This window comes from Acidovorax sp. LjRoot129 (assembly GCF_964253765.1).
Classification (GTDB): Bacteria; Pseudomonadota; Gammaproteobacteria; order Burkholderiales; family Burkholderiaceae_C; genus Acidovorax.
Map to the genome: position 1 here is coordinate 3,164,386 of NZ_CAXUSE020000001.1, position 26,847 is coordinate 3,191,232.

Annotated in this window: 23 protein-coding genes; 19 read left to right on the forward strand and 4 right to left on the reverse strand. The window is 64.0% G+C overall.

Annotation, left to right across the window (positions count from 1 at the left end):
- The first annotated feature begins 17 nt into the window (after nt 1-17).
- The gene (locus ACSQ3Q_RS14590; protein WP_436135080.1) at nt 18-836 is read left to right on the forward strand and encodes an SDR family NAD(P)-dependent oxidoreductase; all 819 of its coding nucleotides are present in this window, start codon (nt 18-20) and stop codon (nt 834-836) included.
- 1,099 nt (nt 837-1,935) lie between these two features.
- Here the strand turns inward: ACSQ3Q_RS14590 and ACSQ3Q_RS14595 are convergent.
- Nucleotides 1,936-2,898, reverse strand: coding sequence for a LysR family transcriptional regulator (locus tag ACSQ3Q_RS14595; RefSeq protein ID WP_057223924.1), 963 nt, complete (start codon nt 2,896-2,898; stop codon nt 1,936-1,938).
- Nucleotides 2,899-3,003: 105 nt separating this feature from the next.
- Here ACSQ3Q_RS14595 and ACSQ3Q_RS14600 point away from each other — a divergent pair, with 105 nt between their 5' ends.
- The 16 genes from ACSQ3Q_RS14600 to ACSQ3Q_RS14675 all read left to right on the forward strand — a co-directional run bounded on the left by ACSQ3Q_RS14600 (nt 3,004) and on the right by ACSQ3Q_RS14675 (nt 21,799).
- Nucleotides 3,004-4,455 (forward strand): aldehyde dehydrogenase family protein, encoded by a 1,452-nt coding sequence (locus ACSQ3Q_RS14600; protein ID WP_436135081.1) that lies wholly within the window; start codon nt 3,004-3,006, stop codon nt 4,453-4,455.
- Nucleotides 4,456-4,538: 83 nt separating this feature from the next.
- The gene (locus ACSQ3Q_RS14605; RefSeq protein ID WP_436135082.1) at nt 4,539-5,504 is read left to right on the forward strand and encodes an ABC transporter substrate-binding protein; all 966 of its coding nucleotides are present in this window, start codon (nt 4,539-4,541) and stop codon (nt 5,502-5,504) included.
- A gap of 136 nt (nt 5,505-5,640) precedes the next feature.
- Nucleotides 5,641-6,711, forward strand: a complete 1,071-nt coding sequence (chvE, locus tag ACSQ3Q_RS14610) for a multiple monosaccharide ABC transporter substrate-binding protein (protein ID WP_010461390.1) — start codon at nt 5,641-5,643, stop codon at nt 6,709-6,711.
- A 146-nt stretch (nt 6,712-6,857) separates the two neighbouring features.
- A complete protein-coding gene (gene mmsA / locus ACSQ3Q_RS14615; RefSeq protein WP_436135083.1) occupies nt 6,858-8,369 on the forward strand; it encodes a multiple monosaccharide ABC transporter ATP-binding protein in 1,512 nt (503 codons plus the stop codon).
- A gap of 174 nt (nt 8,370-8,543) precedes the next feature.
- A complete protein-coding gene (gene mmsB / locus ACSQ3Q_RS14620; RefSeq protein ID WP_436135084.1) occupies nt 8,544-9,779 on the forward strand; it encodes a multiple monosaccharide ABC transporter permease in 1,236 nt (411 codons plus the stop codon).
- 195 nt (nt 9,780-9,974) lie between these two features.
- Entirely contained in the window at nt 9,975-11,504 is a 1,530-nt protein-coding gene (locus ACSQ3Q_RS14625; protein ID WP_436135085.1) for a sugar ABC transporter ATP-binding protein, read from the forward strand.
- A 161-nt stretch (nt 11,505-11,665) separates the two neighbouring features.
- Complete coding sequence (locus ACSQ3Q_RS14630; RefSeq protein WP_436135086.1) at nt 11,666-12,718, forward strand: ABC transporter permease; 1,053 nt, start codon at nt 11,666-11,668, stop codon at nt 12,716-12,718.
- Complete coding sequence (yjfF, locus tag ACSQ3Q_RS14635; protein ID WP_436135087.1) at nt 12,715-13,749, forward strand: galactofuranose ABC transporter, permease protein YjfF; 1,035 nt, start codon at nt 12,715-12,717, stop codon at nt 13,747-13,749. Before ACSQ3Q_RS14630 ends, yjfF begins: the two co-directional genes overlap by 4 nt.
- Nucleotides 13,750-13,785: 36 nt before the next feature.
- Complete coding sequence (locus ACSQ3Q_RS14640; protein ID WP_436135088.1) at nt 13,786-15,519, forward strand: IlvD/Edd family dehydratase; 1,734 nt, start codon at nt 13,786-13,788, stop codon at nt 15,517-15,519.
- Between the two features lie 34 nt (nt 15,520-15,553).
- A complete protein-coding gene (locus ACSQ3Q_RS14645; RefSeq protein ID WP_436135089.1) occupies nt 15,554-16,546 on the forward strand; it encodes a Bug family tripartite tricarboxylate transporter substrate binding protein in 993 nt (330 codons plus the stop codon).
- Between the two features lie 3 nt (nt 16,547-16,549).
- Entirely contained in the window at nt 16,550-17,482 is a 933-nt protein-coding gene (locus ACSQ3Q_RS14650; protein ID WP_436135090.1) for a dihydrodipicolinate synthase family protein, read from the forward strand.
- Nucleotides 17,483-17,489: 7 nt separating this feature from the next.
- On the forward strand, nt 17,490-18,545 hold the full coding sequence (locus tag ACSQ3Q_RS14655) for a 2-dehydro-3-deoxygalactonokinase (RefSeq protein WP_436135091.1): 1,056 nt from the start codon (nt 17,490-17,492) through the stop codon (nt 18,543-18,545).
- Nucleotides 18,542-19,237 (forward strand): 2-dehydro-3-deoxy-6-phosphogalactonate aldolase, encoded by a 696-nt coding sequence (locus tag ACSQ3Q_RS14660; protein ID WP_436135092.1) that lies wholly within the window; start codon nt 18,542-18,544, stop codon nt 19,235-19,237. Before ACSQ3Q_RS14655 ends, ACSQ3Q_RS14660 begins: the two co-directional genes overlap by 4 nt.
- A gap of 51 nt (nt 19,238-19,288) precedes the next feature.
- Nucleotides 19,289-20,437 (forward strand): galactonate dehydratase, encoded by a 1,149-nt coding sequence (dgoD, locus tag ACSQ3Q_RS14665; protein ID WP_436135093.1) that lies wholly within the window; start codon nt 19,289-19,291, stop codon nt 20,435-20,437.
- Between the two features lie 195 nt (nt 20,438-20,632).
- Nucleotides 20,633-21,256: a LysE/ArgO family amino acid transporter gene (locus ACSQ3Q_RS14670; protein WP_436135094.1), complete on the forward strand. Its 624-nt coding sequence runs from the start codon at nt 20,633-20,635 to the stop codon at nt 21,254-21,256.
- 96 nt (nt 21,257-21,352) lie between these two features.
- On the forward strand, nt 21,353-21,799 hold the full coding sequence (locus tag ACSQ3Q_RS14675; protein ID WP_436135095.1) for an N-acetyltransferase family protein: 447 nt from the start codon (nt 21,353-21,355) through the stop codon (nt 21,797-21,799).
- A gap of 311 nt (nt 21,800-22,110) precedes the next feature.
- On the opposite strand, the gene ACSQ3Q_RS14680 is transcribed toward ACSQ3Q_RS14675, so the two are convergent.
- On the reverse strand, nt 22,111-22,341 hold the full coding sequence (locus tag ACSQ3Q_RS14680; RefSeq protein WP_436135096.1) for a hypothetical protein: 231 nt from the start codon (nt 22,339-22,341) through the stop codon (nt 22,111-22,113).
- Between the two features lie 236 nt (nt 22,342-22,577).
- Here ACSQ3Q_RS14680 and ACSQ3Q_RS14685 point away from each other — a divergent pair, with 236 nt between their 5' ends.
- Nucleotides 22,578-22,829, forward strand: coding sequence for a hypothetical protein (locus tag ACSQ3Q_RS14685; RefSeq protein ID WP_436134336.1), 252 nt, complete (start codon nt 22,578-22,580; stop codon nt 22,827-22,829).
- Nucleotides 22,830-22,923: 94 nt separating this feature from the next.
- Here ACSQ3Q_RS14685 and ACSQ3Q_RS14690 read toward each other — a convergent pair whose 3' ends face one another.
- Nucleotides 22,924-23,652: a hypothetical protein gene (locus ACSQ3Q_RS14690; protein ID WP_436135097.1), complete on the reverse strand. Its 729-nt coding sequence runs from the start codon at nt 23,650-23,652 to the stop codon at nt 22,924-22,926.
- A gap of 535 nt (nt 23,653-24,187) precedes the next feature.
- Between ACSQ3Q_RS14690 and ACSQ3Q_RS14695 the strand changes: the two genes are divergently transcribed.
- Entirely contained in the window at nt 24,188-24,388 is a 201-nt protein-coding gene (locus ACSQ3Q_RS14695) for a hypothetical protein (protein ID WP_436135098.1), read from the forward strand.
- 9 nt (nt 24,389-24,397) lie between these two features.
- Here ACSQ3Q_RS14695 and ACSQ3Q_RS14700 read toward each other — a convergent pair whose 3' ends face one another.
- Nucleotides 24,398-26,836 (reverse strand): EAL domain-containing protein, encoded by a 2,439-nt coding sequence (locus tag ACSQ3Q_RS14700; protein ID WP_436135099.1) that lies wholly within the window; start codon nt 26,834-26,836, stop codon nt 24,398-24,400.
- Between the last annotated feature and the right edge of the window lie 11 nt (nt 26,837-26,847).

A 26,847-nucleotide genomic window follows, 5' to 3' on the forward strand; every position in this document is an offset into this window, starting at 1 on the left:
TCGATACCAATATTGATATGTCACATTCTGCAGTTTCTCCGTCACAACCGTCCGACAGCGTGGTCCCAGCCCAGGGCCTGTCGGTGTTCCCCAGCCTGCGCGGCCGCTCGGTGTTTGTCACGGGCGGCGGCAGCGGCATTGGCGCAGCCATCGTGTCGGCATTTGCCGAACAAGGCGCACGCGTCGCCTTTGTCGACGTGGCGCGCGAGGCCAGCGAGGCCCTGGCACAGCAACTGGCTGACGCAGGCCACCCCCGCCCCTGGTGGCGCACCTGCGACGTGCGGGACATCGAGGCGCTGCAAGCCTGCGTGCGCGACGCGGGCAGCGAGCTGGGAGATTTTTCAGTGCTGGTGAACAACGTGGCCAGCGACGACCGCCACACGCTGGAATCCGTCACCCCCGCCTACTACGACGAGCGCATGGCGATCAACGAGCGCCCGGCCTTCTTCGCCATCCAGTCCGTGGTGCCCGGCATGCGCAAGCTGGGCGGTGGCTCGGTGATCAACCTGGGCTCCACCGGCTGGCAGGGCAAGGGCACGGGCTACCCCTGCTATGCGATTGCCAAGTCGTCGGTGAACGGCCTCACACGCGGGTTGGCCAAAACCCTGGGGCAAGACCGTATCCGCATCAACACCGTGTCGCCCGGTTGGGTGATGACGGAGCGGCAGATCAAGCTGTGGCTCGATGCGAAGGGCGAGGAGGAGATTGCACGGAACCAGTGCTTGCCGGACAAGTTGCGGCCGCATGACATTGCGCGCATGGTGCTGTTTTTGGCGTCGGATGATGGGGCGATGTGTACGGCGCAGGAGTTCAAGGTGGATGCGGGGTGGGTTTAGGTTTTGGCGGTTGTGGCGTTGTGAGCCAAGCTGGCAATAGCCTTTTCGACGCTCTCGGGTTGAGGCACGTCTAAGCCGGAGCCATATGCACTCTCAATCCGTTCGGGTTGAACTTGTCGAAACCGGGGCACTGCGAACCCCCTTCGGTTCGGGTTGAGCCTGTCGAAGCCTGGGCGCTGCTCGCAGGCTCGCTGGTTTGTACCGCATGCCTGGTTGAAGGGCGGAGGCCGGGAGTCGCCCGGCGTGCGAGTAACTTTCTTTTGGGTCGCCAAAAGAAAGTCACCAAAGAAAAGGCGACCCTACACGCTGCGTCCCTTCGCTTCGCTGCGGGCAACCTGCGGTGCTCGGCCGCGGGGCGCGCTGCGGAACTCGCTGCGCGCTACGCGCTCCGCTCAGACAGCCGCAGCGAGTCAGTTCACGATGCGTGTGTCCTGCGGCACACGCTCGCCCCGCGCCCTGCGCTCCTCGGCGCATCCTGAAGGGCACCCGGGAGCGGACATCCCTACGGGCCATTGCTTCGCTGCGCTGCGCTCGGCCCCAACACGCGGGCGCTTTGCGCCGCGACCGCGCGGCCGAGCAACGCGATGGCCCGTGTGGCTGTTCGGATGTTTGGCTGTTCGGCTCCCAACCCCCTGCTGGCTGCGCCTGCGGCGGGGCGGTTGCGGGGTGAGCATGGGCGTCGGAGCGCCCATGCCTCGTTATCTGCTCGCCGTGGCTGTCCGAGCGGCGCGCGCCAGCGTAAAGCGAGTTCCACGGCGCACCCCGCAACCGCCCCCGACGCAGGTTGCCCCTTCGCAACGCGAAGGGGTCGCAGACTGGGGGTCGCCTTTTCTTTGGTGACTTTCTTTTGGCGACGCAAAAGAAAGTTACTCGCACGCCGGGCGACTCCCGGCCTCCGCCCTCACAACAAGCACGCCTTTCAAACCAGCACGCCCAGGCTTCGACAAGCTCAGCCCGAACGGCTGGGTGTGGAGCCCAGCCTTCGACGAGCCAAGCCCCAACCCCAACCCGAGGACACAATTCATTCACTACAAAAACAATAGCTATCAGCGCTTACCAGAAAAGCGCTACAGCCCATTTCAATCCAAAAAATCACCCCTCAATCCCCCGCCTCCAACCTCCGCCCATACTGCACCAGACTCGACTGCTTCAACGCCTTCATCATCACCTTCGCAGCCGGCGACAACAGCCTGTCCGACCGCGTGATGATCCCGAACGCATCCATATGGCAAGGCATCTCCAGGGGCAACACAGTCACGATCCCATGCGCCGCGTAGTAGTGGGACACATCTGCGCCCAGCACCGCAATCATGTCGCTCTGCTGCAGCATCCGCGTGATGAACAACAGCGCCGAGGTCTCCACCGTGTGGATCGGCGGCGCCAGGCCGTCTTGCTGGAACATCAGGTCAAACCGGTGCCGCAGCACGCTGCCCGCGGGCGGCACGATCCAGCTGGCCGACAGCACGTCGCGCAGCGTCAACCCACCCATGCTCGACAACGGGTGGCCCGGGCGCGTGACGGCGCACACCATTTCTTCCGTCAGCGATTCATAGCGCAGGTTGCTCTTGTCGTGCTCGGCAAACAGGCGGCCGATCACGATGTCGAGCTTGCCCTGGTCCAGCCGCTCGAGCAGCACCGGGCTGGTCTCGATGTCGAGGGAAATGCGCAGCGTGGGGTGCTCTTGCTTGACCAGGGCCACCGCTGCGGGCAACAGGGTCAGGCCGGGCGACGTGATGGCGCCGATGCCCACCTGGCCGTAATGCCCGGTCTTGAGCGCGCCGATCTCGTCGTGCGCCTGGTTCAGGCTGGCCAGGGCCATGCGGGCGTGGCGGATCATGGTCTCGCCGTACCAGGTAGGCCGCATGCCCCGCGGCAGGCGCTCGAACAGCGGGACCTCCAGCACATCCTCCAGATCCTTGAGCAGCTTGGACGCCGCGGGCTGGGTCATGCTGAGCACCTGGGCCGCGCGGTGGATGTTGCCCTCCTCGGCCAAGGCCACCAGCAGGAGCAGTTGGCGCGTCTTGAGGCGCGCGCGGATGAACCAGTGGTTGTAGGTGCTCATGGGGTTTTCCAGAATGCAGGGATAGATATGTATTTTGTCTAAAAAATGATTGGATTGATATCAAAATCATCCATAGACTTCGCCGCAATAGTTACAAAGGCCTCCATGAAGTTCGGCGACATGCAGCAGAACCCCCGGCACCTGATCAATGGCCGCTGGGAGATCGGCACCACCACAGGCGTCAGCACCAATCCTTCGGACACCCGTGAAGTGGTGGCCGAGTACGCCCGGGCCGATCGCAACCAGACCGAACTGGCCGTGCGTGCCGCCACGGACGCCCTGCCCTACTGGAGCCAAAGCACGCCACAGCGCCGCGCCGATGTGCTGGACATGATCGGAACCGAGCTGCTGGCCCGCAAGGACGAGCTGGGCATGCTGCTGGCCCGCGAAGAAGGCAAGACCCTGCCCGAAGCCGTGGCCGAGGTCGCCCGCAGCGGCCAGATCTTCAAGTTCTTTGCGGGCGAGGCGCTGCGCATCCCGGGCGAACTGATGGCCTCGGTGCGCCAGGGCGTGCAGGTAGATGTGACCCGCGAGCCCGTGGGCGTGGTCGGCATCATCGCGCCGTGGAACTTCCCGTTCGCCATCCCCGCCTGGAAGATCGCTCCCGCCCTCGCCTACGGCAACACCGTGGTCTTCAAGCCCGCTGAACTGGTGCCGGCCTGCGGCTGGGCATTGGCCGAAATCATCAGCCGTAGCGGCCTGCCCGCTGGCGCGTTCAACCTCATCATGGGCAGCGGCCGCGAGGTCGGGCAGACGCTGGTGGACCACCCGCTGGTCAATGCGCTGAGCTTCACCGGGTCGGTGGCCACCGGCGACCGCATCCTGCGTGCAGCCTCGGCACGCCGCGCCAAGGTGCAGCTGGAGATGGGGGGCAAGAACCCGCTCATCGTGCTGGCCGACGCCGACATGGACCAGGCCATCGACTGCGCGCTGCAAGGCTCGTATTTCTCCACCGGCCAGCGCTGCACGGCATCCAGCCGGCTCATCGTCGAATCCAGCGTGCACGACGCTTTTGTGGCCCGGCTGCGCCAGCGGCTGGTGGCGCTCAAGGTCGGCAATGCGCTCGAGCGCGGCACCGAGATGGGCCCCGTGGTGGACAGCAGCCAGCTCGAGCAGAACCTGGGCTACGTCGACATCGCCCGCAGCGAAGGCGCAGAACATGTGTGGGGCGGCGAACGCATCGAACGCGCCACCCCCGGCCACTACATGAGCCCCGCACTGTTTCTGGCCCGGCCCGAGCACCGCATTGCCCGTGAAGAAGTGTTTGGCCCCGTGGCATGCGTGCTGCGCGCCGACGACTACGAACACGCGCTGGCCCTGGCCAACGACACGCCCTACGGCCTGTGCGCGGGCATCTGCACCACGTCGCTCAAATACGCCATGCACTTCAAGCGCAACGCGGTGGTGGGCATGACCATGGTCAACCTGCCGACCGCGGGCGTGGACTTCCACGTGCCGTTCGGCGGTCGCAAGGAATCGAGCCACGGCCCCCGCGAGCAGGGCCGCTACGCCGCCGAGTTCTACACCACCGTCAAGACGGGCTACATGCTGGCCTGAGCCCCACCAGCCGCCCCGTCTGATCGCTGACACCCGTTCCCGCAACCATCGTCAACCAACCATTAAAGACAGGAGACAAGATGATGAAACTGAACCGCCGTACCGTAGCCGCCGCCTTGGCCAGCGTGCCCGTGGCCGCACTGCTCCCGGGCGCTGCATGGGCCCAAAAGCCCATCGTGCTGGGCTTCAGCCAGGTGGGTGCCGAGAGTGAATGGCGCACCGCCAACACCGAGTCCATCAAATCTGCCGCCAAGGAGGCCGGCATCGAGCTGAAGTTCTCGGACGCCCAGCAAAAGCAGGAGAACCAGATCAAGGCCATCCGCTCCTTCATCGCGCAGAAGGTGGACGTGATTGCGTTCTCGCCGGTGGTTGAGTCGGGCTGGGAACCGGTGCTGCGCGAAGCCAAGGCCGCGAAGATCCCCGTGGTGCTGACCGACCGCGCGGTGAACACCAAGGACACCTCGCTGTACGTCACCTTCATGGGATCGGACTTTGTCGAAGAAGGCCGCAAGGCCGGCCGCTGGCTCGTCGAGAAGATGAAGGACCAGAAGGGCGAGGTCAACATCGTCGAACTGCAAGGCACCGTGGGCTCTGCCCCCGCCATCGACCGCAAGAAGGGCTTTGAAGAAGTCATCAAGGCCGACCCCAAGTTCAAGATCCTGCGCTCGCAGACCGGCGACTTCACCCGCGCCAAGGGCAAGGAAGTGATGGAAGCCTTCCTGAAGGCCGAGGGCAAGAAGATCAACGTGCTGTACGCGCACAACGACGACATGGCCATCGGCGCGATCCAGGCCATCGAAGAAGCCGGCCTCAAGCCCGCCAAGGACATCACCATCATCTCCATCGACGCGGTTAAGGGCGCGTTCGAAGCCATGATCGCCGGCAAGCTCAACGTGAGTGTGGAGTGCAGCCCCCTGCTGGGCCCGCAACTGATGAGCGCGGTCAAGGACATCAAGGCTGGCAAGGCGGTGCAAAAGCGCATCGTCACCGAAGAAGGCATCTTCCCCATGGAAGTGGCCGCCAAAGAGTTTCCGAACCGGAAGTACTAACAGCCATTGAGCCGCCAGCGCATGCAGAAGGAAAGCCCACTTCGCTGCCTGGCGGCTCTGGTTGGATGAGCGTCAGTTTCAAAAAAAGCCCTGGCGCGCGCAAGCGCAAAAACACAACAACACCTGGAGACACTCAATGAAGCGTGCAATTTTCAAGACCGTGCTGGCCACTGTGGCCCTTTCCGCCATGGGCGCATCGCCCCTGCTACTGGCGCAGGACAAGGGCAGCATCGGCATCTCGATGCCCACCAAGTCCTCGTCGCGCTGGATTGCCGATGGCGACAATATGGTCAAGGTGCTCAAGGAGCGCGGTTACAAGACCGATCTGCAGTACGCCGACGACGACATCCCGAACCAGCTCGCGCAGATCGAAAACATGATCACCAAGGGCGCCAAGGTGCTGGTGATTGCCTCCATCGACGGCACCACCCTCTCGCGCGTACTGCAAAGCGCTGCGGACAAGGGCGTGAAGGTCATCGCCTATGACCGCCTCATCAAGGGCTCGAAGAACGTGGACTACTACGCCACGTTCGACAACTTCCAGGTGGGTGTGCTCCAGGCCACCTCCATCGTCGACAAGCTCGGCCTCAAGCAGGGCAAGGGCCCGTTCAACATCGAACTCTTCGGCGGCTCGCCCGACGACAACAACGCTTTCTTCTTCTACGACGGCGCCATGAGCGTGCTGCAACCGTACATCGACAGCGGCAAACTGGTAGTGCGCAGCAAGCAGACGGGCATGAACAAGGTGGGCACGCTGCGCTGGGACGGCTCGGTGGCCCAGGCGCGCATGGACAACCTGCTGTCGGCCTACTACGGCAAGGACAAGGTCCACGCGGTGCTGTCGCCGTATGACGGCCTGTCCATCGGCATCCTGTCGTCCCTGAAGGGCGTCGGTTACTGCACGGCCCAGCAGCCCTGCCCCGTGGTCAGCGGCCAGGATGCCGAGGTGCCCTCGGTCAAGTCCATCCTGAAGGGCGAGCAGTACTCCACCGTGTTCAAGGACACGCGCGAGCTGGCCAAGGTCGCCGCCAACATGGTGGACGCCACCCTGTCGGGCAAGCAGCCCGAAATCAACGACACCAAGACCTACAACAACGGTGTGAAGGTGGTGCCTTCGTACCTGCTCAAGCCCGTGTCGGTGGATGCCTCCAACTGGAACTCCATCCTGGTGGGCAGCGGCTACTACAAGGAATCGCAGGTCAAGTAAGTAGGTAGGCAAACAAGTAAGAAGCTCCAAGCCGAACCCAAAGCGGCTTGGGACTGGCCGCCTGCAAGTGCACCCCACAGGCCTTGCAGGCTGCCGTGCAACAGACGCGACGATGGGCCCACGGCCCGCCAAGAGACTCCGAGACCATGCTTCTTGAAATGCGGAATATCCGCAAAACATTCCCTGGTGTGGTGGCACTGAACCAAGTGAACCTGCGCGTGAAGGCGGGTGAAATCCACGCCATCGTCGGCGAGAACGGCGCGGGCAAGTCCACGCTGATGAAGGTGCTCTCCGGTGTCTACCCACATGGCAGCTACAGCGGCGAGATCGTCTATGACGGCGAAGAACGCCAGTTCGGCGGCATCCTCGACAGCGAACACCTGGGCGTGATCATCATCCACCAGGAGCTGGCCCTGGTACCCCTGCTCTCCATCGCCGAAAACATCTTCCTGGGCAACGAGACCGCGCAGTACGGCGTCATCGACTGGATGGCGGCGCACAGCAAAACGCAGGCACTGCTGCACAAGGTGGGCCTGCGCGAATCGCCCGAAACACTGATCACCCACCTGGGCGTGGGCAAGCAGCAACTGGTGGAGATCGCCAAGGCGCTTTCGCGCCAGGTGCGCCTGTTGATCCTGGACGAACCCACCGCGAGCCTGAACGAAAACGACAGCCAGGCGCTGCTGGATTTGCTGCTGGAGCTCAAGGCCCAGGGCATCACTTGCATCCTGATCTCGCACAAGCTCAACGAGATCTCGCGCGTGGCGGACTCCATCACCGTGCTGCGCGACGGCAGCACCGTGGAGACGCTGGACTGCCGCGCCGCACCGGTCAGCGAAGACCGTGTGATCAAGGCCATGGTCGGCCGCGAAATGGCCGACCGCTACCCCCCGCGCGAGCCGCGCATCGGCGAAACGGTGTTTGAGGTGCGCGACTGGCATGCCTACCACCCGCAACGCCCCGAGCGCGCCTTTATCAAAAACATCAACCTGCAGGTCCGCAAGGGCGAGATCGTGGGCATTGCCGGCTTGATGGGCGCGGGCCGCACCGAGCTGGCCATGAGCATCTTTGGCCGCTCTTGGGGCGAGCGCATCAGTGGCCAGGTTTTGCTGCATGGCCGCCCGATCGACGTGGGCACGGTAGAAAAGGCCGTGGGCCATGGCCTGGCCTATGTAACCGAGGACCGCAAGGGCAACGGACTGGTACTGAACGAAGACATCCAGTTCAACGTGTCGCTGGCCAACCTCAATGGAGTGGCCACTGCCGCAGTGATCGACAGCGGCCGCGAACACCGCGTGGCGCAGGACTACCGCGAGAAGCTGCGCATCCGCTGCTCGGGCGTGGACCAGAAGACGCTCAACCTGTCGGGCGGCAACCAGCAAAAAGTGGTGCTGAGCAAATGGCTCTTTACCAACCCCGAGGTGCTGATCCTCGACGAGCCCACGCGCGGCATTGACGTAGGCGCCAAGTACGAGATCTACACCCTCATCGCCCAGCTGGCGGCCGAGGGCAAGTGTGTGATCGTGATCTCGTCGGAAATGCCCGAGCTGCTGGGCATTACGGACCGGCTGTACGTGATGAACGAAGGCCGCTTTGTCGCCGAGATGCCGACTGCCGAGGCATCGCAGGAAAAGATCATGCGCGTGATTGTCCGATGAAGCACCCCCTGAGTCGCTTCGCGCCTTCCCCCTCTCTCGCCTCGCTGCGCGACGCGGGAGGGGGACGCACCCGGTGGCCTGGCAAAGCCAGTTCCACGGGTGCACTGGCCTGGATCGCGCCAGTCTCAGAGGCCCAGAGCTAAAACAGCGAAACGAGCGCAACAGATAAACGATATGAGCCAGACAACCACTTCCTCCCCCACTGCCTCCGCTGCAGCCGCACCTGCACCGGGTGCGCCCGCGCGCCCTACCCGTTCGCTGCTGGACCACGCCAAGCACAACCTGCGCGAGTACGGCATGTTGATCACGCTGGTCGCGATCATGGGCTTCTTCCAGTACATGACGGACGGCACGCTGATGCAGCCGCTCAACCTGACCAACTTGGTGCTGCAAAACAGCTACATCGTCATCATGGCGCTGGGCATGCTGCTGGTGATCGTGGCCGGGCACATCGACCTGTCGGTAGGGTCCGTGTGCGGATTCATCGGCGCGCTCGCCGCGGTGCTGATGGTGCAGTACCAGTGGCACTTCGTGCCCGCCACGCTGGCCTGCCTGGTGTGCGGCGGCCTCATTGGCGCGGTGCAGGGCTGGTTTGTCGCGTTCTCGCGGATTCCCTCGTTCATTGTCACGCTGGCCGGCATGCTGGTCTTCAAGGGCCTGGCGCTGGCGCTGCTGGCCGGGCAATCGGTCGGCCCCTTCCCAGAGGCGTTTCAGATGCTGAGCTCGGGCTTCATGCCCGACCTGTTCAGCGTGGAGGGCGTGAAGCTCACGTCGCTGTTGCTGGGCGTGGTCGTGGCCGCAGCGCTGGTGGTGGCAGGCGTCCGTGCCCGGGCCAACCGGCTGCGCCACGGTGTGCACGTGGAGCCCACCGCCTTCTTCGTGGCGCGCAACGCAGTATTTGCAGCGCTGCTCATCTACTTTAGCTATCTGCTCGCTTCGTACAAGGGCCTGCCCAACGTGCTCATCGTGATGGCGCTGCTGATCGTGCTATTCGACTTCATCACCAGCCGCACCACCATCGGCCGGCGCATCTACGCCATGGGCGGCAACGAAAAGGCGGCCAAGCTCTCAGGCATCAAGACCGAACGCCTGTCGTTCTATGCCTTCGTCAACATGGGCGTGCTGGCCGCGCTGGCAGGCTTGGTGTTTGCCGCGCGCCTGAACACCGCCACGCCCAAAGCCGGCTTGGGCTTCGAGCTCGATGTCATCGCGGCCTGCTTCATCGGCGGCGCTTCGGCGTCGGGCGGTGTGGGCAAGGTCATGGGTGCTGTCATCGGCGCCTTTGTGATGGGCGTGATGAACAACGGTATGTCGATCCTGGGCATCGGCATCGACTACCAGCAAGTCATCAAGGGCGTGGTGCTGCTGGTTGCCGTGCTGGTCGACGTTTACAACAAGAACAAAGCCTGACGACATGAAGCACCCCCTGAGTCGCTTCGCTCCTTCCCCCTCTCTCGCCTCGCTGCGCAAGTCGGGAGGGGGACGCCCCCAGCGCACGCGAGCAAAGCGCCGCCTGAGCAGCTTGGCGGCCCTTGCGCGGGGGCACTGGCCTGCGCCGCGCCCGGGTCGCGGACTGTTGGCCTGACCACGGCATCGCAAATCACCATGAACAACCCTCCTCCTCTTCCCGTGCTTGCACTCACGGGCATTCACAAGCAGTTTGCGGGCATCCCCGTGCTGCGCGATGTGCAGCTGCGCCTGTACCCCGGCGAGATCCATGCGCTGATGGGGCAGAACGGCGCGGGCAAGTCCACGCTCATCAAGGTGCTGACGGGCGTGATCAAGCCCAGCGGCGGCCAGATGCAACTGGGCGGCGAGCCTGTGTGGCCTGATTCGCCACTGGCCGCGCAGCGCCTGGGCATCAGCACCGTGTACCAGGAGGTCAACCTCTGCCCCAACCTCTCGGTGGCCGAGAACATCTTTGCAGGCCGCTATCCGCGTTGCAGCATCGCGCAGGGGTTCCGCATCGACTGGGCTCAGATGCACCAGCGCTCGCGCGAGCTGGTGGAGCGCATCGGGCTGTCCATTGATGTGACGCGCCTGCTGTCGGACTACCCCGTGGCCGTGCAGCAGCTGGTGGCCATTGCCCGCGCACTCAGCATCGAAGCGCGCGTGCTGATCCTGGACGAGCCCACCTCCAGCCTCGATGACGACGAAGTGCAAAAACTCTTCGAAGTGCTGCGCCGTCTGCGTGGCGAGGGCTTGTCCGTCGTTTTCGTGACGCACTTTTTGAACCAGGTGTATGCCGTGTCGGACCGCATCACCGTGTTGCGCAACGGCAGCTGGGTGGGCGAATGGCCTGTCAAAGACCTGGGCCCCCAAGCCTTGATCGCCGCCATGCTGGGCCGCGATCTGGCCGCACAGGCTGCGCAGACATCGCCGCCACCCGTGGCGAACGCATCGGATACCGCGCTGCTGCAAACCGAAGGCCTGGGGCAAACCGGCCAACTGCAACCACTGGACCTGCAGATCCGCGCGGGCGAAGTGGTGGGCCTGGCGGGCCTGCTGGGCGCGGGCCGCACCGAGCTGGCGCGCCTGCTCTTCGGGCTGGAGCAGCCTGACCGCGGCATGCTGCGCATCGACGGCAAGGCGGTGAGTTTCTCCAACCCCATGGATGCGATTCGCCAGGGCCTGGCGCTGTGCCCCGAAGAGCGCAAGACCGACGGCATCGTGGCCGAGCTCTCGGTGCGCGAGAACATTGCGCTGGCACTGCAGGCCCGCATGGGCGTGGGCAAGTTCCTGTCACGCGCCGAGCAGACGGCCATTGCCGACCGCTACGTGCAGCTGCTGGGCATCAAGACCGCCAGCGTGGACACCCCCATCGGCCTGCTGTCCGGCGGCAACCAGCAAAAGGCGATCCTCGCGCGCTGGATGGCCATCGAGCCGCGCCTCTTGATCCTGGACGAACCCACACGCGGCATCGACGTGGCGGCCAAACAGGAAATCATGGACCAGATCCTGCGCCTGGCGCAGGCCGGCATGGCCGTGCTGTTCATCTCGTCCGAGATGAGCGAGGTGGTGCGCGTATCCCACCGCATCGTCGTGCTCCGCGACCGCCGCAAGGTCGGCGAGCTGCCTGCCGGCAGCACTGAAGACGCCGTCTACGAACTGATCGCTGCTGAACAACATGCTTGAAATAGAGAACACCCCCCTGAGCCGCTTCGCGTCTTCCCCCCGCTCTCGCATCGCTATGCGCTGCGGGCAGGGGGACGCAGCCAGCGCGGCGGGGCGGCCCTTGCGCGGCCGCCCTGGCCTAGGCCGCGCCAGTGTCGTGCGCTACGCCATGAATAACTTGTATGTCTGACGAACGCAATACCCCTTCCCCTTTTGCAGCGCTGATGCACCACCGCCTGGCGTGGCCCATCATCACGCTGCTGCTCCTGCTGGCCGTCAACACGGCCTTCAACGCCAGTTTCTTGCGCATCGAGTGGCGCGACGGGCACCTGTACGGCAGCCTGATCGACATCCTCAACCGCGCGGCGCCGCTGGTGCTGGTGTCTCTGGGCATGACGATGGTGATCGCCACGCGCGGCATCGACATCTCGGTAGGTGCCGTCGTAGCCATCACGGCTGCGGTGGCGGCCTGGATGATCGGTGGTTCGGTGTCGGGCACCGAAAGCCGCTTTCCGCTGCCCGTGGCCATCCTGGGCGCCCTTGGTGTGGCCCTGCTCTGCGGGCTGTGGAACGGCGTGCTGGTGGCGCGCGTGGGCATGCAGCCCATCATCGCCACGCTGATCCTCATGGTGGCGGGCCGGGGCATTGCCCAGCTCATCACCGACGGGCAGATCATCACCATCTACTACACGCCCTACTTCTTCATCGGCGGCGGGTACCTGGCCGGGCTGCCGTTCTCGCTGTTCATCGTGGCGGCCGTGTTTGCCGTGCTGTACCTGGCCGTCACGCGCACGGCGCTGGGCCTGTTCGTGCAAGCCGTGGGCATCAACCCCACAGCCGCGCGGGTAGCTGGGGTGCAGGCGGGCCGGCTTACTGTAGCGGCCTACGTCTTCTGCGGCGTGTGCGCGGGCATCGCGGGGCTGTTGATCAGCTCCAACGTGAAAAGCGCCGACGGCAACAACGCCGGCCAGTTGCTGGAGCTTGACGCCATCCTGGCCGTGACGCTGGGCGGCACGGCGCTGACGGGCGGGCGCTTCAGCCTGGTGGGCAGCGTGATCGGCGCGCTCATCATCCAGACGCTGACGTACGCCATCTATTCGCTGGGCGTACCGCCCGAGGTCAACCTGGTGGTCAAGGCCGTGGTGGTGTTCATCGTCATGTTGCTGCAATCGTCCGAGTTCCGCGCGCAGATCGGCGCCATCGCACGCCGCCCGGGCGCAGGAGCCATGTCATGAGCGCCGTGCCCAAGACTTCTTTCAACGCTGCCGCCGAGGTGGCGCCTCAGCCAAGCGCAGCGCGCGCCCGGTGGAATCCCAAGTACCTGCCGCTCGCCGCCACCATTTCGCTGTTTGTGGCCATGGCCACGCTGGGCTCGGTGATGTACACCGGCTTCTTCTCGGCCCAGGTGTTCCTCAACCTGCTGATTGACAACGCCTTCCTCATCATCGTGGCTGTGGGCATGACGTTTGTCATCCTGTCGGGTGGCATCGACCTGTCGGTGGGCTCGGTGGTCGCATTGACCACCATGGTGCTGGCCGCGCTGGTCGAGCACCGGGGCTGGAGCCCCGCGGTGGCCGTGCCATTGGTGCTGCTCATGGGCACGTTCTTTGGCGCGTTCATGGGTTTCCTGATCGAGCGCTTCAAGCTGCAGCCCTTCATCGTGACGCTGGCCGGCATGTTCCTCGCACGCGGGCTGTGCTACCTCATCAGCATCGACTCAATCAGCATCGCCAACGAAGCGTATTCCGAGCTGTCGCAGTGGCGCCTGGAGTTGTGGGAAGGCGCGTCGCTGTCCCTGGGCGCACTGATCGCCATCGCGGTGCTGCTGGCCGCCCTGTTCATCGCGCACTGCACGCCGTTTGGCCGCGCAGTGTATGCCGTGGGCGGCAATGAGAACTCCGCCGTGCTCATGGGCCTGCCCGTGCGCGCCACGGTCATCGGCGTGTACACGCTCTCGGGCTTTTGCTCTGCCCTGGCGGGCGTGGTGTTCACCTTGTACATGCTTTCGGGCTACGGCCTTCACGCCGTGGGCATGGAGCTTGACGCCATCGCTGCCGTGGTGATCGGCGGCACGCTGCTCACCGGCGGCGTCGGCTACGTAGTGGGCACGCTGTTCGGCGTGCTCATGCTCGGAATCATCCAGACCCTGATCTCGTTCGACGGCACGCTCAGTTCGTGGTGGACGCGCATCGTCGTCGGCGTGCTGCTGTTTGTTTTCTGCCTGCTGCAGCGCCTGCTCACGCGCCGCGCCGCCAAGCGGCCCTGACACCCCTTTCAATCATCTCTCTGACCCGCACCCACAATGACCACCACCCCGCGCAAACTCCGCTCCACTGCCTGGTTCGGCACGGCCGACAAGAACGGCTTCATGTACCGCAGCTGGATGAAGAACCAGGGCATCCCCGACCATGAATTCGACGGCCGCCCCATCATCGGCATCTGCAACACCTGGTCCGAGCTCACGCCCTGCAACGCCCACTTTCGCAAGATCGCCGAGCATGTAAAGCGCGGCATCTACGAGGCGGGCGGCTTTCCGGTGGAGTTCCCGGTGTTCTCCAACGGCGAATCCAACCTGCGCCCCACGGCCATGCTCACGCGCAACCTGGCCAGCATGGATGTGGAAGAAGCCATTCGCGGCAACCCCATCGATGCCGTGGTGCTGCTGGTGGGCTGCGACAAGACCACGCCCGCGCTGTTGATGGGCGCGGCCAGCTGCGACGTGCCCGCCATCGTGGTCACCGGCGGCCCCATGCTCAACGGCAAGCTCGAAGGCAAAAACATCGGTTCGGGCACGGCCGTGTGGCAGCTGCACGAATCGCTGAAGGCCGGCGAAATCAGCGAGCACCAGTTCTTTGCGGCCGAAGCGGGCATGTCCCGCTCCGCCGGCACCTGCAACACCATGGGCACGGCCAGCACCATGGCCTGCATGGCCGAGTCGCTGGGCACGTCGCTGCCGCACAACGCGGCCATCCCGGCCGTGGATTCACGCCGCTATGTGCTGGCCCACATGTCGGGCAAACGCATTGTGGAGATGGCGCACGAAGGCCTGACGCTGTCCAAGATCCTCACGCGCGAAGCGTTCGAGAACGCCATTCGCACCAACGCCGCCATCGGCGGCTCGACCAATGCGGTCATCCACCTCAAGGCGATTGCCGGACGCATGGGTGTGCAGCTCGACCTGGAAGACTGGACGCGCATCGGCCGCGGCACGCCCACGCTGGTGGACCTGCAGCCCTCGGGCCGTTTCTTGATGGAAGAGTTCTACTACGCCGGTGGCCTGCCCGCCGTGCTGCGCCGACTGGGCGAGAACAACCTGCTGCCCCACCCCAACGCGCTGACCGTGAACGGCAAGAGCCTGTGGGACAACGTGCGCGAGGCGCCCCAGTACAACGACGAGGTGATCCGCACGATCGACAACCCGCTGATCGCAGACGGCGGCATCTGCATCCTGCGCGGCAACCTGTCGCCGCGTGGCGCGGTGCTGAAACCCTCCGCCGCATCGCCCGAGCTGCTCAAGCACCGGGGCCGCGCCGTGGTGTTCGAGAACCTGGAGCACTACAAAGAGCGCATCGTCGATGAGAACCTGGACATCGACGCCAGCTGCGTGATGGTCATGAAGAACTGCGGCCCCAAGGGCTACCCCGGCATGGCCGAGGTGGGCAACATGGGCCTGCCGCCCAAGCTGCTGCGCCAGGGCGTGAAGGACATGGTGCGCATCTCCGACGCGCGCATGAGCGGCACCGCCTACGGCACCGTCGTGCTGCACGTGGCGCCCGAGGCCGCTGACGGCGGCCCGCTGGCCGCCGTGCGTGATGGTGACTTCATCGAGCTCGATTGCGAACAAGGCCGCCTGCACCTCGATATCAGCGACGAAGAGCTGGCCGCGCGCCTGGCTGCGCTGTCCACCACCGACCAGGGCGGCCGCGGTGGCTATCAGCGCCTGTATGTGGACCATGTGCTGCAGGCCGACGAAGGCTGCGACTTCGACTTTCTGGTGGGCTGCCGCGGCTCGGCCGTGCCGCGCCATTCGCACTGATCACGCCCGCTCGAAACTAGAACAAGGAGACTCCATGCGGTCCCCCTCCCGACGCACCATTCTTACCGCGGCAGCCGGCAGTGCCTTGTCCGCGCTGGGCGCCACATCTGCCTTGGCCGCTGCACCGGCTTGGCCCTCCAAGCCCGTCTCGCTGCTTGTCGGCTACCCGCCCGGCGGCTTGACCGACGCTGGCGCGCGCTTCATCACCAACGGCCTTGCCAGCGCGCTGGGCCAACCGGTGGTGGTGGAAAACAAGCCCGGCGCCTCCGGCAACCTGGCAGCGGCCGAGGCCCTGCGCCTGAACGACAGCCACAAACTGCTGGTGGCCAACACCAGCCTCACCATCAACCCGCACACCTATGCGACACCGTCGCCCAACCCGCTGGACTTCACGCCCATCGGGCTGGTGCTGGAATCGCAGCTGGTGCTGTGCGTGCACCCATCTGCACCGGTGAAGACGCTCGAAGACTTCCGCACCTGGGTGCGGGCGGGCGTCAAGGCTGGGGGCTTCAGCTATGCCTCAGCGGGCAGCGGCGGCAACACCCATCTGGCGATGGAGCATTTGCGCGAGCGCGCCGGTCTGCCGCCGATGAACCAGGTGCCCTACAAAGGCAGCGCTCCGGCCATCCAGGACGTGGTGGGCAACCAGGTGCCCTGCATCGTGGACGCCGCGTCGTTGCTCATCCCGTTCATCGCATCCGGCCGGTTGCGCGCCATTGTGGTCACCGGAGCCGAGCGCCTGCCAGCGCTGCCCGACGTGCCCACCGCGGCCGAAGCGGGCCTGAAGGACTTCCTCGTGACCGTGTTCGTCGGCCTGTGGGGCCCGCCCAGCCTCACGCCAGAGATGGTCAGCAAGGCCAATGCAGCGCTCAACGCGGCGCTCGCCAACCCGGCGGTCAGCGGCACTATCACCAAGAACGGTGACATGGTGGGCGGCGGCACACCGGAACGGCTGGCCAAACTGACCCGCGACAACTATCGCCTGTGGGGCGAAATCGCCAAGAAGAACGACATCAAAGCCACCTGACCCATGACATCTACCGCTGCCCCCGCCCGCTACCGCGGCATCTTCCCCGTCGTGCCCACCACCTTCCATGAAGACGGCACCCTGGACCTTGAAAGCCAGAAGCGCTGCCTCGACTTCATGATCGACGCCGGTGTGGATGGCCTCTGCATCCTGGCCAACTTCTCCGAGCAGTTCTCGCTGTCCGATGCCGAGCGCGAGACGCTGACTCGTCTGTCGCTGGAACATGTGGCTGGCCGCGTGCCGGTGATCGTCACCACCACCCACTACGGCACCCGGGTGTGCGCCGAGCGCAGCCGCGCCGCGCAGGACATGGGCGCCGCCATGGTGATGGTGATGCCGCCCTACCACGGCGCTACCTTCCGCGTGCCCGAAGCGCAGATCTACGAGTTCTACGCCGGCGTGTCCGACGCGATCAGCATTCCGATCATGGTGCAGGACGCACCCGCCAGCGGCACCGTGCTGTCGGCCCCGTTCCTTGCGCGCATGGCCCAGGAGATCGAGAACCTGGCCTACTTCAAGATCGAAGTGCCGGGTGCGGCCAGCAAGCTGCGCGAGCTGATCCGCCTGGGCGGCGCAGCCATCGAGGGCCCGTGGGATGGCGAAGAGGCTATCACCCTGCTGGCCGACCTGGATGCTGGTGCCACCGGGGCGATGACGGGCGGCGCCTTCCCCGACGGCATCCGCCCCATCATCGAGGCGCACCGCCAGGGCGATATGGACCAGGCCTTTGCGCTCTACCAGCGCTGGCTGCCCCTCATCAACCACGAAAACCGCCAGGGCGGCATCCTGACCGCCAAGGCGCTGATGAAAGAAGGCGGCGTGATCGCCTGCGAGGCCGGCCGCCATCCCTTTCCGGCCATGCACCCCGAAGTGCGCCGGGGCCTGATTGACATCGCACGCCGGCTAGACCCGCTGGTGCTGCGCTGGGGCAAATAAGCACGCCATGGCAGATATCGCCGCCGACCTCGCTGACACCCGCCTAGTGGCCCTGGACTGGGGCACCAGCTCGCTGCGTGCCTTCCGCCTGGGTGCCAGCGGGCAGGTGCTAGAGCAGCGCAGCCGCCCCTGGGGCATCATGAACCTGCCCCCGGCACCCGCGGGCGAAGCAGGTGCACAACCCGGTGCGGCTTTCGCGCGTGCCTTGCAAGACACCTGCAGCGACTGGCTGGCCGCACTACCCTCGGTGCCCCTGCTGGCCTGCGGCATGGTCGGCAGTGCCCAAGGCTGGCGCGAAGCCAAATACCTCGACGCACCCACCTCGCTGGACGACCTGGCGCGCGGGCTGACGGTGGTGGGCCGTGGCAACGCCACGCCGCTGCACATCGTGCCCGGTCTGCTGCAGCGCGCGGGCCTGCCCAACGTGATGCGCGGCGAAGAAACGCAGGTGCTGGGCGTGCTGGCCGATGCCACGTTGGTAGGCCAAGGCCCGCTGCTGGTAGGCCTGCCCGGCACGCACAGCAAGTGGGTGGTGGCGCAAAAGGATGGCACCCGGAGCAGCATCCAGCGGTTCCACACCTTCATGACGGGCGAAGTGTTTGCGGCACTGCGCGGGCACACCATCCTGGGCAAGACCATGCAGCCGCCAGCCGAGCCCGACGACGGCGCATTTGCGCAGGGCTTGCAGGTGGCACGCGGCAGCGATGCCGACCTGGGCCTGCTGTCGCACATCTTCAGCACCCGCACCCTGGGCCTCGCGGGCGCGCTGCCCGCCACCGCGCAGGCGGACTACCTCTCGGGCGTCCTCATCGGCCATGAGATCGCAGGCTTGGCACGCGTGCACCCGCCCACGAGCGCCGCGCCGCACCAGCTGGTGCTGTGTGGCGAGCCCGACCTGTGCCGCAGATACACGCTCGCGCTGCAAGCCTACGGATTTGCGCCGCCCACCATTGCCGCGCAGGCCACCATCACCGGCCTGTGGCAGATCGCGCAGGCCGCCGGGCTGGTGACGACCACCATCCACGCGCAGCCCACCCCATCCACCAGGAGCCTCGCCGCATGAACCCGATCGACAAGAATCTGTACAAGACCATGCAGCAGTGCGGCCTGATCGCCATCCTGCGCGGCGTGCGGCCGCATGAGGTCGCGGCCATTGGCCACGCGCTGTACGACGCGGGTTTTCGGATCATCGAGGTGCCGCTCAACTCGCCCGAGCCGCTGGCCAGCATCCGTGCGCTGCGCGACGCGTTGCCTGCCGATTGCCTTGTCGGCGCGGGCACGGTGCTGTCGGCCGAGGCGTGTGCCGATGTACAGGCCGCCGGCGGGCAGATCATCGTCATGCCCCATAGCGACCCCACTGTGATCCGCGCCGCGCGCGCTGCCGGCATGGCCTGCGCACCCGGCGTGGCCACGCTGACCGAGGCCTATGCCGCGCTGGCCGCTGGCGCCAACATGCTCAAGCTCTTCCCGGCCGAGGCTCTGCCCCCGCATGTGCTCAAGGCCTGGCGCGCTGTGATCACCCCGCCCATGGCCCTGGTGCCGGTGGGCGGCATCGCACCCGAAAACATTGCCACTTACGCCGCCGCCGGCGCCAGCGGCTTCGGCCTGGGCTCGGCCCTGTACCGCCCTGGCGACAGCGCCACCGACGTGGCCGGCAAGGCCGCCGCGTTTGTGGCCGCATGGCACACCTCCTACGGCGCGGCACGCGCTGCAGCGGCCGCCACCGCACCCGGCAAGGCCACCGCCAGCGCCTAGTCCAGTTCTTTTTCTTCAACGTCCTCTCTTGCCCCCTTCCCCCGCCCTCCCATGAAGATCACCCGACTGACCACGTTCATCGTTCCCCCGCGCTGGTGCTTTCTGAAAATCGAAACCGACGAAGGCATCGTCGGCTGGGGCGAACCCGTGCTTGAAGGCCGCGCACACACCGTGGCCGCCGCAGTCGAAGAACTGGGCGACTACCTCATCGGCAAAGACCCGCGCCACATCGAAGACCACTGGACGGTGCTGTACCGCGGCGGTTTCTACCGCGGCGGCGGCGTGCACATGAGCGCACTGGCCGGCATCGATCAGGCGCTGTGGGACATCAAGGGCAAGGCCCTGGGCGTGCCTGTGTCCGAACTGCTGGGCGGCAATGTACGCGACCGCATCCGCGTGTACAGCTGGATCGGCGGCGACCGCCCCAGCGAGACAGCCCAGCAAGCCCGCGACGCCGTGGCCCGCGGCTTTACCGCCGTGAAGATGAACGGCACCGAAGAAATGCAGTTTGTGGACACCTTCGACAAGGTGGAGCGCTGCCTGCAAAACGTGGCCGCCGTGCGCGAGGCAGTGGGCCCGAACGTAGGCATCGGCGTGGACTTTCACGGCCGCGTGCACCGCCCCATGGCCAAGGTGCTGATCAAGGAGCTGGAGCCCTACAAGCTTATGTTCATTGAAGAGCCCGTGCTCAGCGAGCACGAAGAAGCGCTCAAGGAAATCGCGCGCATCTCATCCACCCCTATCGCCCTGGGCGAGCGTTTGTACTCGCGCTGGGACTTCAAGCGCGTGCTGCAAGAGGGGTATGCAGACATCATCCAGCCCGACCCCTCGCACTCCGGCGGCATCACCGAAACCCGCAAGATCGCCACCATGGCCGAAGCCTACGACGTGGCCCTGGCTTTGCACTGCCCCCTGGGTCCCATCGCGCTGGCGGCCAATTTGCAGCTCGACGCCGTTTGCTACAACGCCTTCATCCAGGAGCAGAGCCTGGGCATTCACTACAACCAGGACAACGACCTAATGGATTACGTGTCCAACCCAGAGGTGTTCAAGTACGAGGACGGGATGGTGGCCATCCCGAACGGGCCGGGGTTGGGGATTGAGGTGAACGAGGAGTACGTGCGGGAGCGCGCGCAGCAGGGGCACCGGTGGAGGAATCCGGTGTGGCGGCACAAGGATGGGAGTTTTGCGGAGTGGTGAGGGGGGGCTGCTTTACGCTGGTTGCAGTCATAGGGCGACCGCAAACGAATGAGTACTACCGGCTACAAACTGCCGCTCACTTTTGAGCTGGATCGGGGCAAGGGCAGCAGGTCCTACCGCATCAGCGGCGCCGCAGATAAAATCTCACATCCATTAACCACCGGTTCAGCTTGAGAGGTTGTCGGCTATTCCGACATGCTCGACCTCTCCGCTGCCATGCAAGGCTTTGTGCTTGCCTTGGGCCTTTTCATTTGTCCTGGCCCCAAAGACGTTCTCGTTTTCCGCGAAGCTCTTCTAGGACGTTCTCGGGTGATGCTCGTCGCCATCAGTAGCGGCAGCGATCTCGTTCTGATTGCTGGGGGCGTTCTGGGTGTCTCAGCAGCGCTTGAAACCTTCCCTGCTCTCCAAGTGCTTTTGCAATTCGCTGGAGTTGCATTGCTTATCGGCCACGCCGTCAAAGCGGCGCGCGCTGCCGTCAGAGGGTCTGGCGCTTCGGTTGCGTCTGCGACAAAAGTCGGCAAAGCAAGCTGGGTTCGCCGCCTCTTGGTAATGTCTCTTGGAAATCCTGCCTCATGGCTTGACACCGTGGTCATTCTTGGGTCGGTGGGAGCAGCGCTGCCCACTAAGGCCGGTGTGACCTTCTCCGTCGGTGCCTTTCTCGCGTCCATCGTGTGGTTCACTGCGTGGGTGACACTGGCAAGAGGTGCCAGCCATTGGCTGATCCCGTCAAAGAGCTGGCGCATGGTGGACGCGGTGACGGCGATAGCGATGCTTGGCATGGCGCTCTGGTTGATCACGGACCTTGTTGCTCGGCTCTGACGATCCTCCCGATGCGCTATGGATCCGCTTTTTGGCCGATAGTGCGTGTTCGTTGGTGAACGATTTTATGATCGCAACATTTTTTTGGAGACGGGCTTGTTCATTCGTTCCGCTCTGCCCGAAGACCTAACATCACTTCGCGCTCTGTTCTTTGACTCGCGTCGGACCGCGTTTTTCTGGGAAGAATCATCTGAGTTCGCGTTAGAAGATTTCGATCTCCAGACGATGGGCGAAATGCAACTCCTCGCCTTTGATGGGGATCGCCTTCTAGGCTTCATTTCGGTTTGGGAACCGAACAACTTTGTCCACCACCTACACGTTCATCCCGATGCTGTAAATCGAGGTGTTGGGCGAGCCCTATTGCTCGCGCTACCGGGCTGGTCGACAACCCCTTACCAGCTCAAATGTGTCGCCGAAAACACCAATGCGCTCGCCTTCTACAGGGCAAACAGCTTCGTTCAAATCGGTAGAGGCCGAGCAAAGGATCAAGATTACTTCTTGCTCGCATCCGGCGCCGTCGCAACCGAAACTGGGCAGTCGTGACGGGATCAGCGCGGGGTTGGCTCCGATGCCTGGGCTTCCCTCGCCCATCGTGGCATTGCAGTCTTGACCGCTTGAGGATGGGGACGGCAAACGACGCAATGACCAGCCATCTGGAGGCATATATCCCCACAGGCTCTGTCTCCCGGTTTTTGAAGGGCTCCATCCTAGCGGCGTACTGCGACGGGTTGGCCTGAGGTGAAGGCACAGGCGTTAAAAAGCCCGCGCGTGGCGGGCTCATAAGGTCGGAAGACCTAGGCAGTTGCTGCGCCTGGATCGCCGCAGCGGGCGTGAAGCAACACGCCCACCAACCATCACACCTTGTCGTCAGGCTGGCTCTGATCAGTCCCGCGGCTGCCTTGATTCGACTTCTGGCTGTAGTCGGAGCCCTGCTGGCGGTTTTGGTCGCTGCCTTGTTGTTGCTGGCCTTGCTGATTCCGCTGATTCTGAGGATTGCTTTGATCCTGCTGGCGGTTTTGCTGGTTCTGCTGGTCTTGCTGAGATTGATTGCTCTGACCTTGATTTCGCTGTTGATTGGTCGTCATAACTATCTCCAGAAAAGTTCAGGCGACATTGCCTGCGAAGCAATTTCATGGCGGGCCCAAGCGGTATGCGGTCGGTAGCTGACGACGGAATTTGTAGGACTACGCCTACCCTGGGCAAGGCGGCTTTGAAGAGTTAGAGTTCAGTTCGCCATTGGTCACTCCTCGAAGAGCAACGTCCAAGCAGTCGATCCCCGCGGGCGTTCTGAGCGCCACGCAGGCGGCTTGAGAGGTAACCTATGAACATCACCATTGAGGTATCCGAGACGGTGCCGGAAGACGCCTTCGGGCGTGTCCAAGCATTGGCCCGGCGGGTCGTTGTCAACGATGTCACCTTCCAGGGCACGACTATCGACGTGAAGCGAGCTCGCTTTGACACGGTGCCTGCATGTGTCCGCGACTCGGACGACCCGATGCGGCAGAACCTCCTGCAGTTGCTGGTGGAGGAAGCACTACGAGGTCAAGCAGAGTCGATGTTTGGGCCGCTCTGAAGTTGACTCACACGCGCGATTGCCACCTGGGCCGTAGCTGGGAGACCGCCTCCTGTTGCACGGCGTCTGATTTGCGGTGATCAGTGGTGGGCGTTCATTTTGGCGAGATCCGCTTGCCATGAATGCGCCCCCGCAACCTTGCCCAGCTGACCAGGGCCAGCGCGATCGAGGTTCCGAGCAGGGACCATTCAGACATGGTGGGGATTGCGGAAGCGCCAGCGGGCACCACGGGAGCCGCAGGGCAAAGGTCGGTTTCGATGCTCACCAAGACATCGCCCGTACAGCCCGCGCCCGCGTTGACGCGAGTGTCGGTGCCCAACCCTCCGTCCAGTGTGTCAGCACCGCCAGCGCCGTCCAGGATGTCGTCGCCTGCGCCGCCGGTTAGAGCGTCGATTCCAGCCCCGCCAACCAGGGTGTCGTTTCCGGCGGCGCCAGTCAGCGTATTGCCTCCGGCGATTGAACCTAGAACCCTGTAGTTGGCCCCAGGAGTGTCAAAGCCCTGCACCCATAGCCGCAGGCCTGGCGCAACTGTTTGATAGCCCGCACCATTGGACAAATCCAAGGTGACCCCAGCACCCAAGGCAGACAAGTCGATGCTGTCGTTACCGCCTCCGGAAATAACGGTGATATCGCCGATAACGCCTGCAGCGAAGATGAAGGTGTCATCTGCTACCGCTCCGACTACCGTGGTCCCATTGCTGTTGCCACTACAGGTGACCTCATTGGGGCCGCTGTTCAAGCATTGGGCGAAGGAGGTGGTCGATACCAGCATGAGCAGGCTCAAGACGCAAAGTTGCAAGCAGTGACGCAGAGTGGTTTTCATAAGTGGCTTTTTCTCCCGCGCGGCACTTTATCAGGCCACTCCCCGCTTGGCGAGTTGAACGCACGCACGCAAAAAAGCCCGCTAGGGGCGGGCTTCGGAGAGTGCCAGTGTTGCGAGGGCTTTCTCACACCGCCAGCGGCAGCTCTTTCCCGATAGTGCGCCTTAGATGGCACGGTTTGGATGACAGCAATCGCTGCAAAACAATCTTCTCACGATTTATCAACTTCACCCTGAGCGATAGTCAAAGGCAGCCGCCTGTCCTTAGTCTTGCTCGCTTCAGACACAGCATCCCTGTGGGCACGCCGAGGATTCGCGTGGCTTTCTTCGCACTGGAGTGACAAGAACGCTCACATTTCAATAGCTTCTAGCGCTTATCCATCAAGCGCTAGAGGCCAATTTGATCTAAATTTCTCTGCAATCCACGGTTCCTCACGCCCCAAAGCCGCCACCGCAGCCGCCTCCTAGCCCTGGGTCCCCCAACCGGCAGGAGCAACACCGTCAGCAGCAGCAGCAGCAGCAGCAGCAATACACCACGGTGCCGGCGTACCTGCAGACGATGGTGCATGAGGTCAAGGCGAGCTGGACCGACTTGCTGTCGGACCAGCGGCACGACGCCAAGCGCCAGGCCTACCAGGCCGCTATCGATGAGGCGCGTCACCAAGAAGCTGGCAGCAAGAAGTTGAGCCTGCGTAATAAGCCGTCCCTGCTGAGCCGCTTTGAGCGGCTCAGCAATTGAAAGCCCCGGCTATACCGGTCGACGGTTACTTGCCGGTCCGACCGCAGTGATCTTTGCCTGCCGGATGTAACTGGCAACGTCATCTGCCGCCATTGGCCGCGCAAAGTGGTAGCCCTGTGCCTCGTCGCAACCGAAGGCGCACAGCTGGTGCAGCATGTCGGCGGTTTCAACACCTTCGGCGATGGTGCGCAGATTCAGGCTGCGGGCCAAATGAATAATCGCGCGCACGATGGCGGCGTCATCCGGGTCGGAGCCCAGGTCGCGTACGAAGGACTGGTCGATCTTCAGCTTGTCGATGTCAAAGCGCTTGAGGTACGAAAGGCTGGAATAGCCCGTACCGAAGTCGTCGATCGATAGCTTTACGCCCAGCAGCTTCAAGCGCTTGACGCTGTTGAGCACCCCCTCCACGTTCTGGATCAAGATCGACTCGGTCAGCTCCAGCTCCAGCAACGCGGGGTTCAGGCGGCTTTCCTCCAGCGCATTGATGACCGACTGCTCCACGCTGTCGCGTTTGAATTGCACGGCCGAGAGGTTCACCGCCATACACAGCTCAGGCAGGCCGGCGTGTTGCCAAGCCACGGCCTGGCGGCAGGCTTCACGCAGGACCCAGTCGCCAATCGGGACGATCAAACCGCTCTCTTCGGCCACCGGAATGAACCGTGCAGGCGACACGACGCCTCGCTGGGGGTGAATCCAGCGTATCAGCGCCTCGACGCCAATGATGGCGCCGCTGGCCAGGTCGATCTGGGGCTGGTAATGCAGAACGAATTCGTTGCGCTCCAGGGCGCGGCGCAGGCCATTGCGGATGAACTGGTGTTCGACCGCCTCCACGTCCATCGCGCCGTCGAAGAATCGGTAGGTGTTGCGCCCGTCGCTCTTGGCTTTGTACATGGCCATGTCGGCCTTTTTGAGCAGGCTCTCGAAGCTGGTGCCGTCGTCGGGAAAGATCGTCACGCCCATGGACACCGAAGTCGAAATTTCTTGGCCTGCGGCATCAAAGGGCAACTGCATCTGCTCCATCAGCTTGGCCAGCACCAGCGTCGCATCGTCTACCTGGTCCAAGTCGGGCAACAGAATCAGGAACTCATCGCCGCCCTGCCGGCTGATGGTGTCGGTTTCGCGCAGGCAGGTCCCCAGGCGAGTGGCGATCTGCTGAAGGAAGGCGTCGCCGCTGTCGTGGCCCAGCGTGTCATTGATGCTCTTGAAGTTGTCCAGGTCCAGAAAGAGCAGCATCAGCCGCTGGTTGGCCCGGTTTGCACGGGCCTTGGCTTGCTCGAATCGGTCTTGCAACAGCAGGCGGTTGGGCAGGCCCGTCAATGCGTCGTGGAAAGCCTGGAACTGGAGCTGCTGCTCGGCCAGCTTGCGCTGGGTAATGTCGGCCACGAGAAATATGTTGGCATGGGGTTGCCCGTCCGCCGTGAACAAGGGCGCAGTGGACAAGCTGATGTGGATGAGGGAGCCATCACGGCGCTGCCGCACCGCCTCAACCTGGTCAAGCGACTCCCCATTTCGCAACCTGGTCGCAATGTTGTCGTACTCATGCTCCCTGTCTTTGGGGATGAACCGCACCCGCTGGCCGATGGCCTCCTCGGCACTCCAGCCAAACATCCTCTGTGCCGCCGGGTTCCAACTGCTCACGATGTAGTTGAGATCGCTGGTGTAGATGGCCAGCGGCGAGTTCTTCACCATCGACGCCAGCCGTTCATTGCTGGCTTTGAGCTCGGCGCCCGAGCGCATGATTTCTTCACGCATCTGGTTGACGGCATTCGCCACGTGGTCCAGCGCATCGGGGCGCCAGCGGCCGCCCTCACTGCGCCTGAGCTGCAGGGGCCGCTCACTGGATACGTTCTTTGAAAACTGCCGCAGATAGTCGGCAATATGCTCGAGGTGCTGGCCCACGAACGCCTGAAAGATCAGCAAAACGAAGGCGGTGACCAAAAACGTCTTGATGGCGTTGCTCACCAGGATGAGCATGAATCTGTCCCACAGCCGCGACACCACGTTGTCCACGCTGGCGACGACCTGCAGCTCGCCAAGCGATACGCTTTCGCCAGAATTGCCACGAATCAAAGGGAAGAAGATTTCGATTTGGCGCTTGGAGGACTGCGTGCCAGCAGACCACTGGGTCTTGCCGTCCGAGACGATGCCCACGTATTCGATGTCCCCCAGATTCATCAGGCCGTTGAGCTGGTTCTGGATCTGAACGGGCTCCACGACCCAGACGCTTTCCACGAGGGTGGGCAGATACACCTTGCGGATCGACTCCACTCGCTCATGGATGCCGCGTATGTCCCCCCGATAGTCCAGGTAGAGCTCCACTGCGGTGATGACTGCCGTCACTGCGGAGCTGAACAACACCACGGCCAACACGATCTTGCGCGCGATGCCATTGTTGCGAACCAGCGCCTTGCTGAACAAGTTCACTTTCGTGACGTCGCTACGTTTCATCAGCTCTCCAG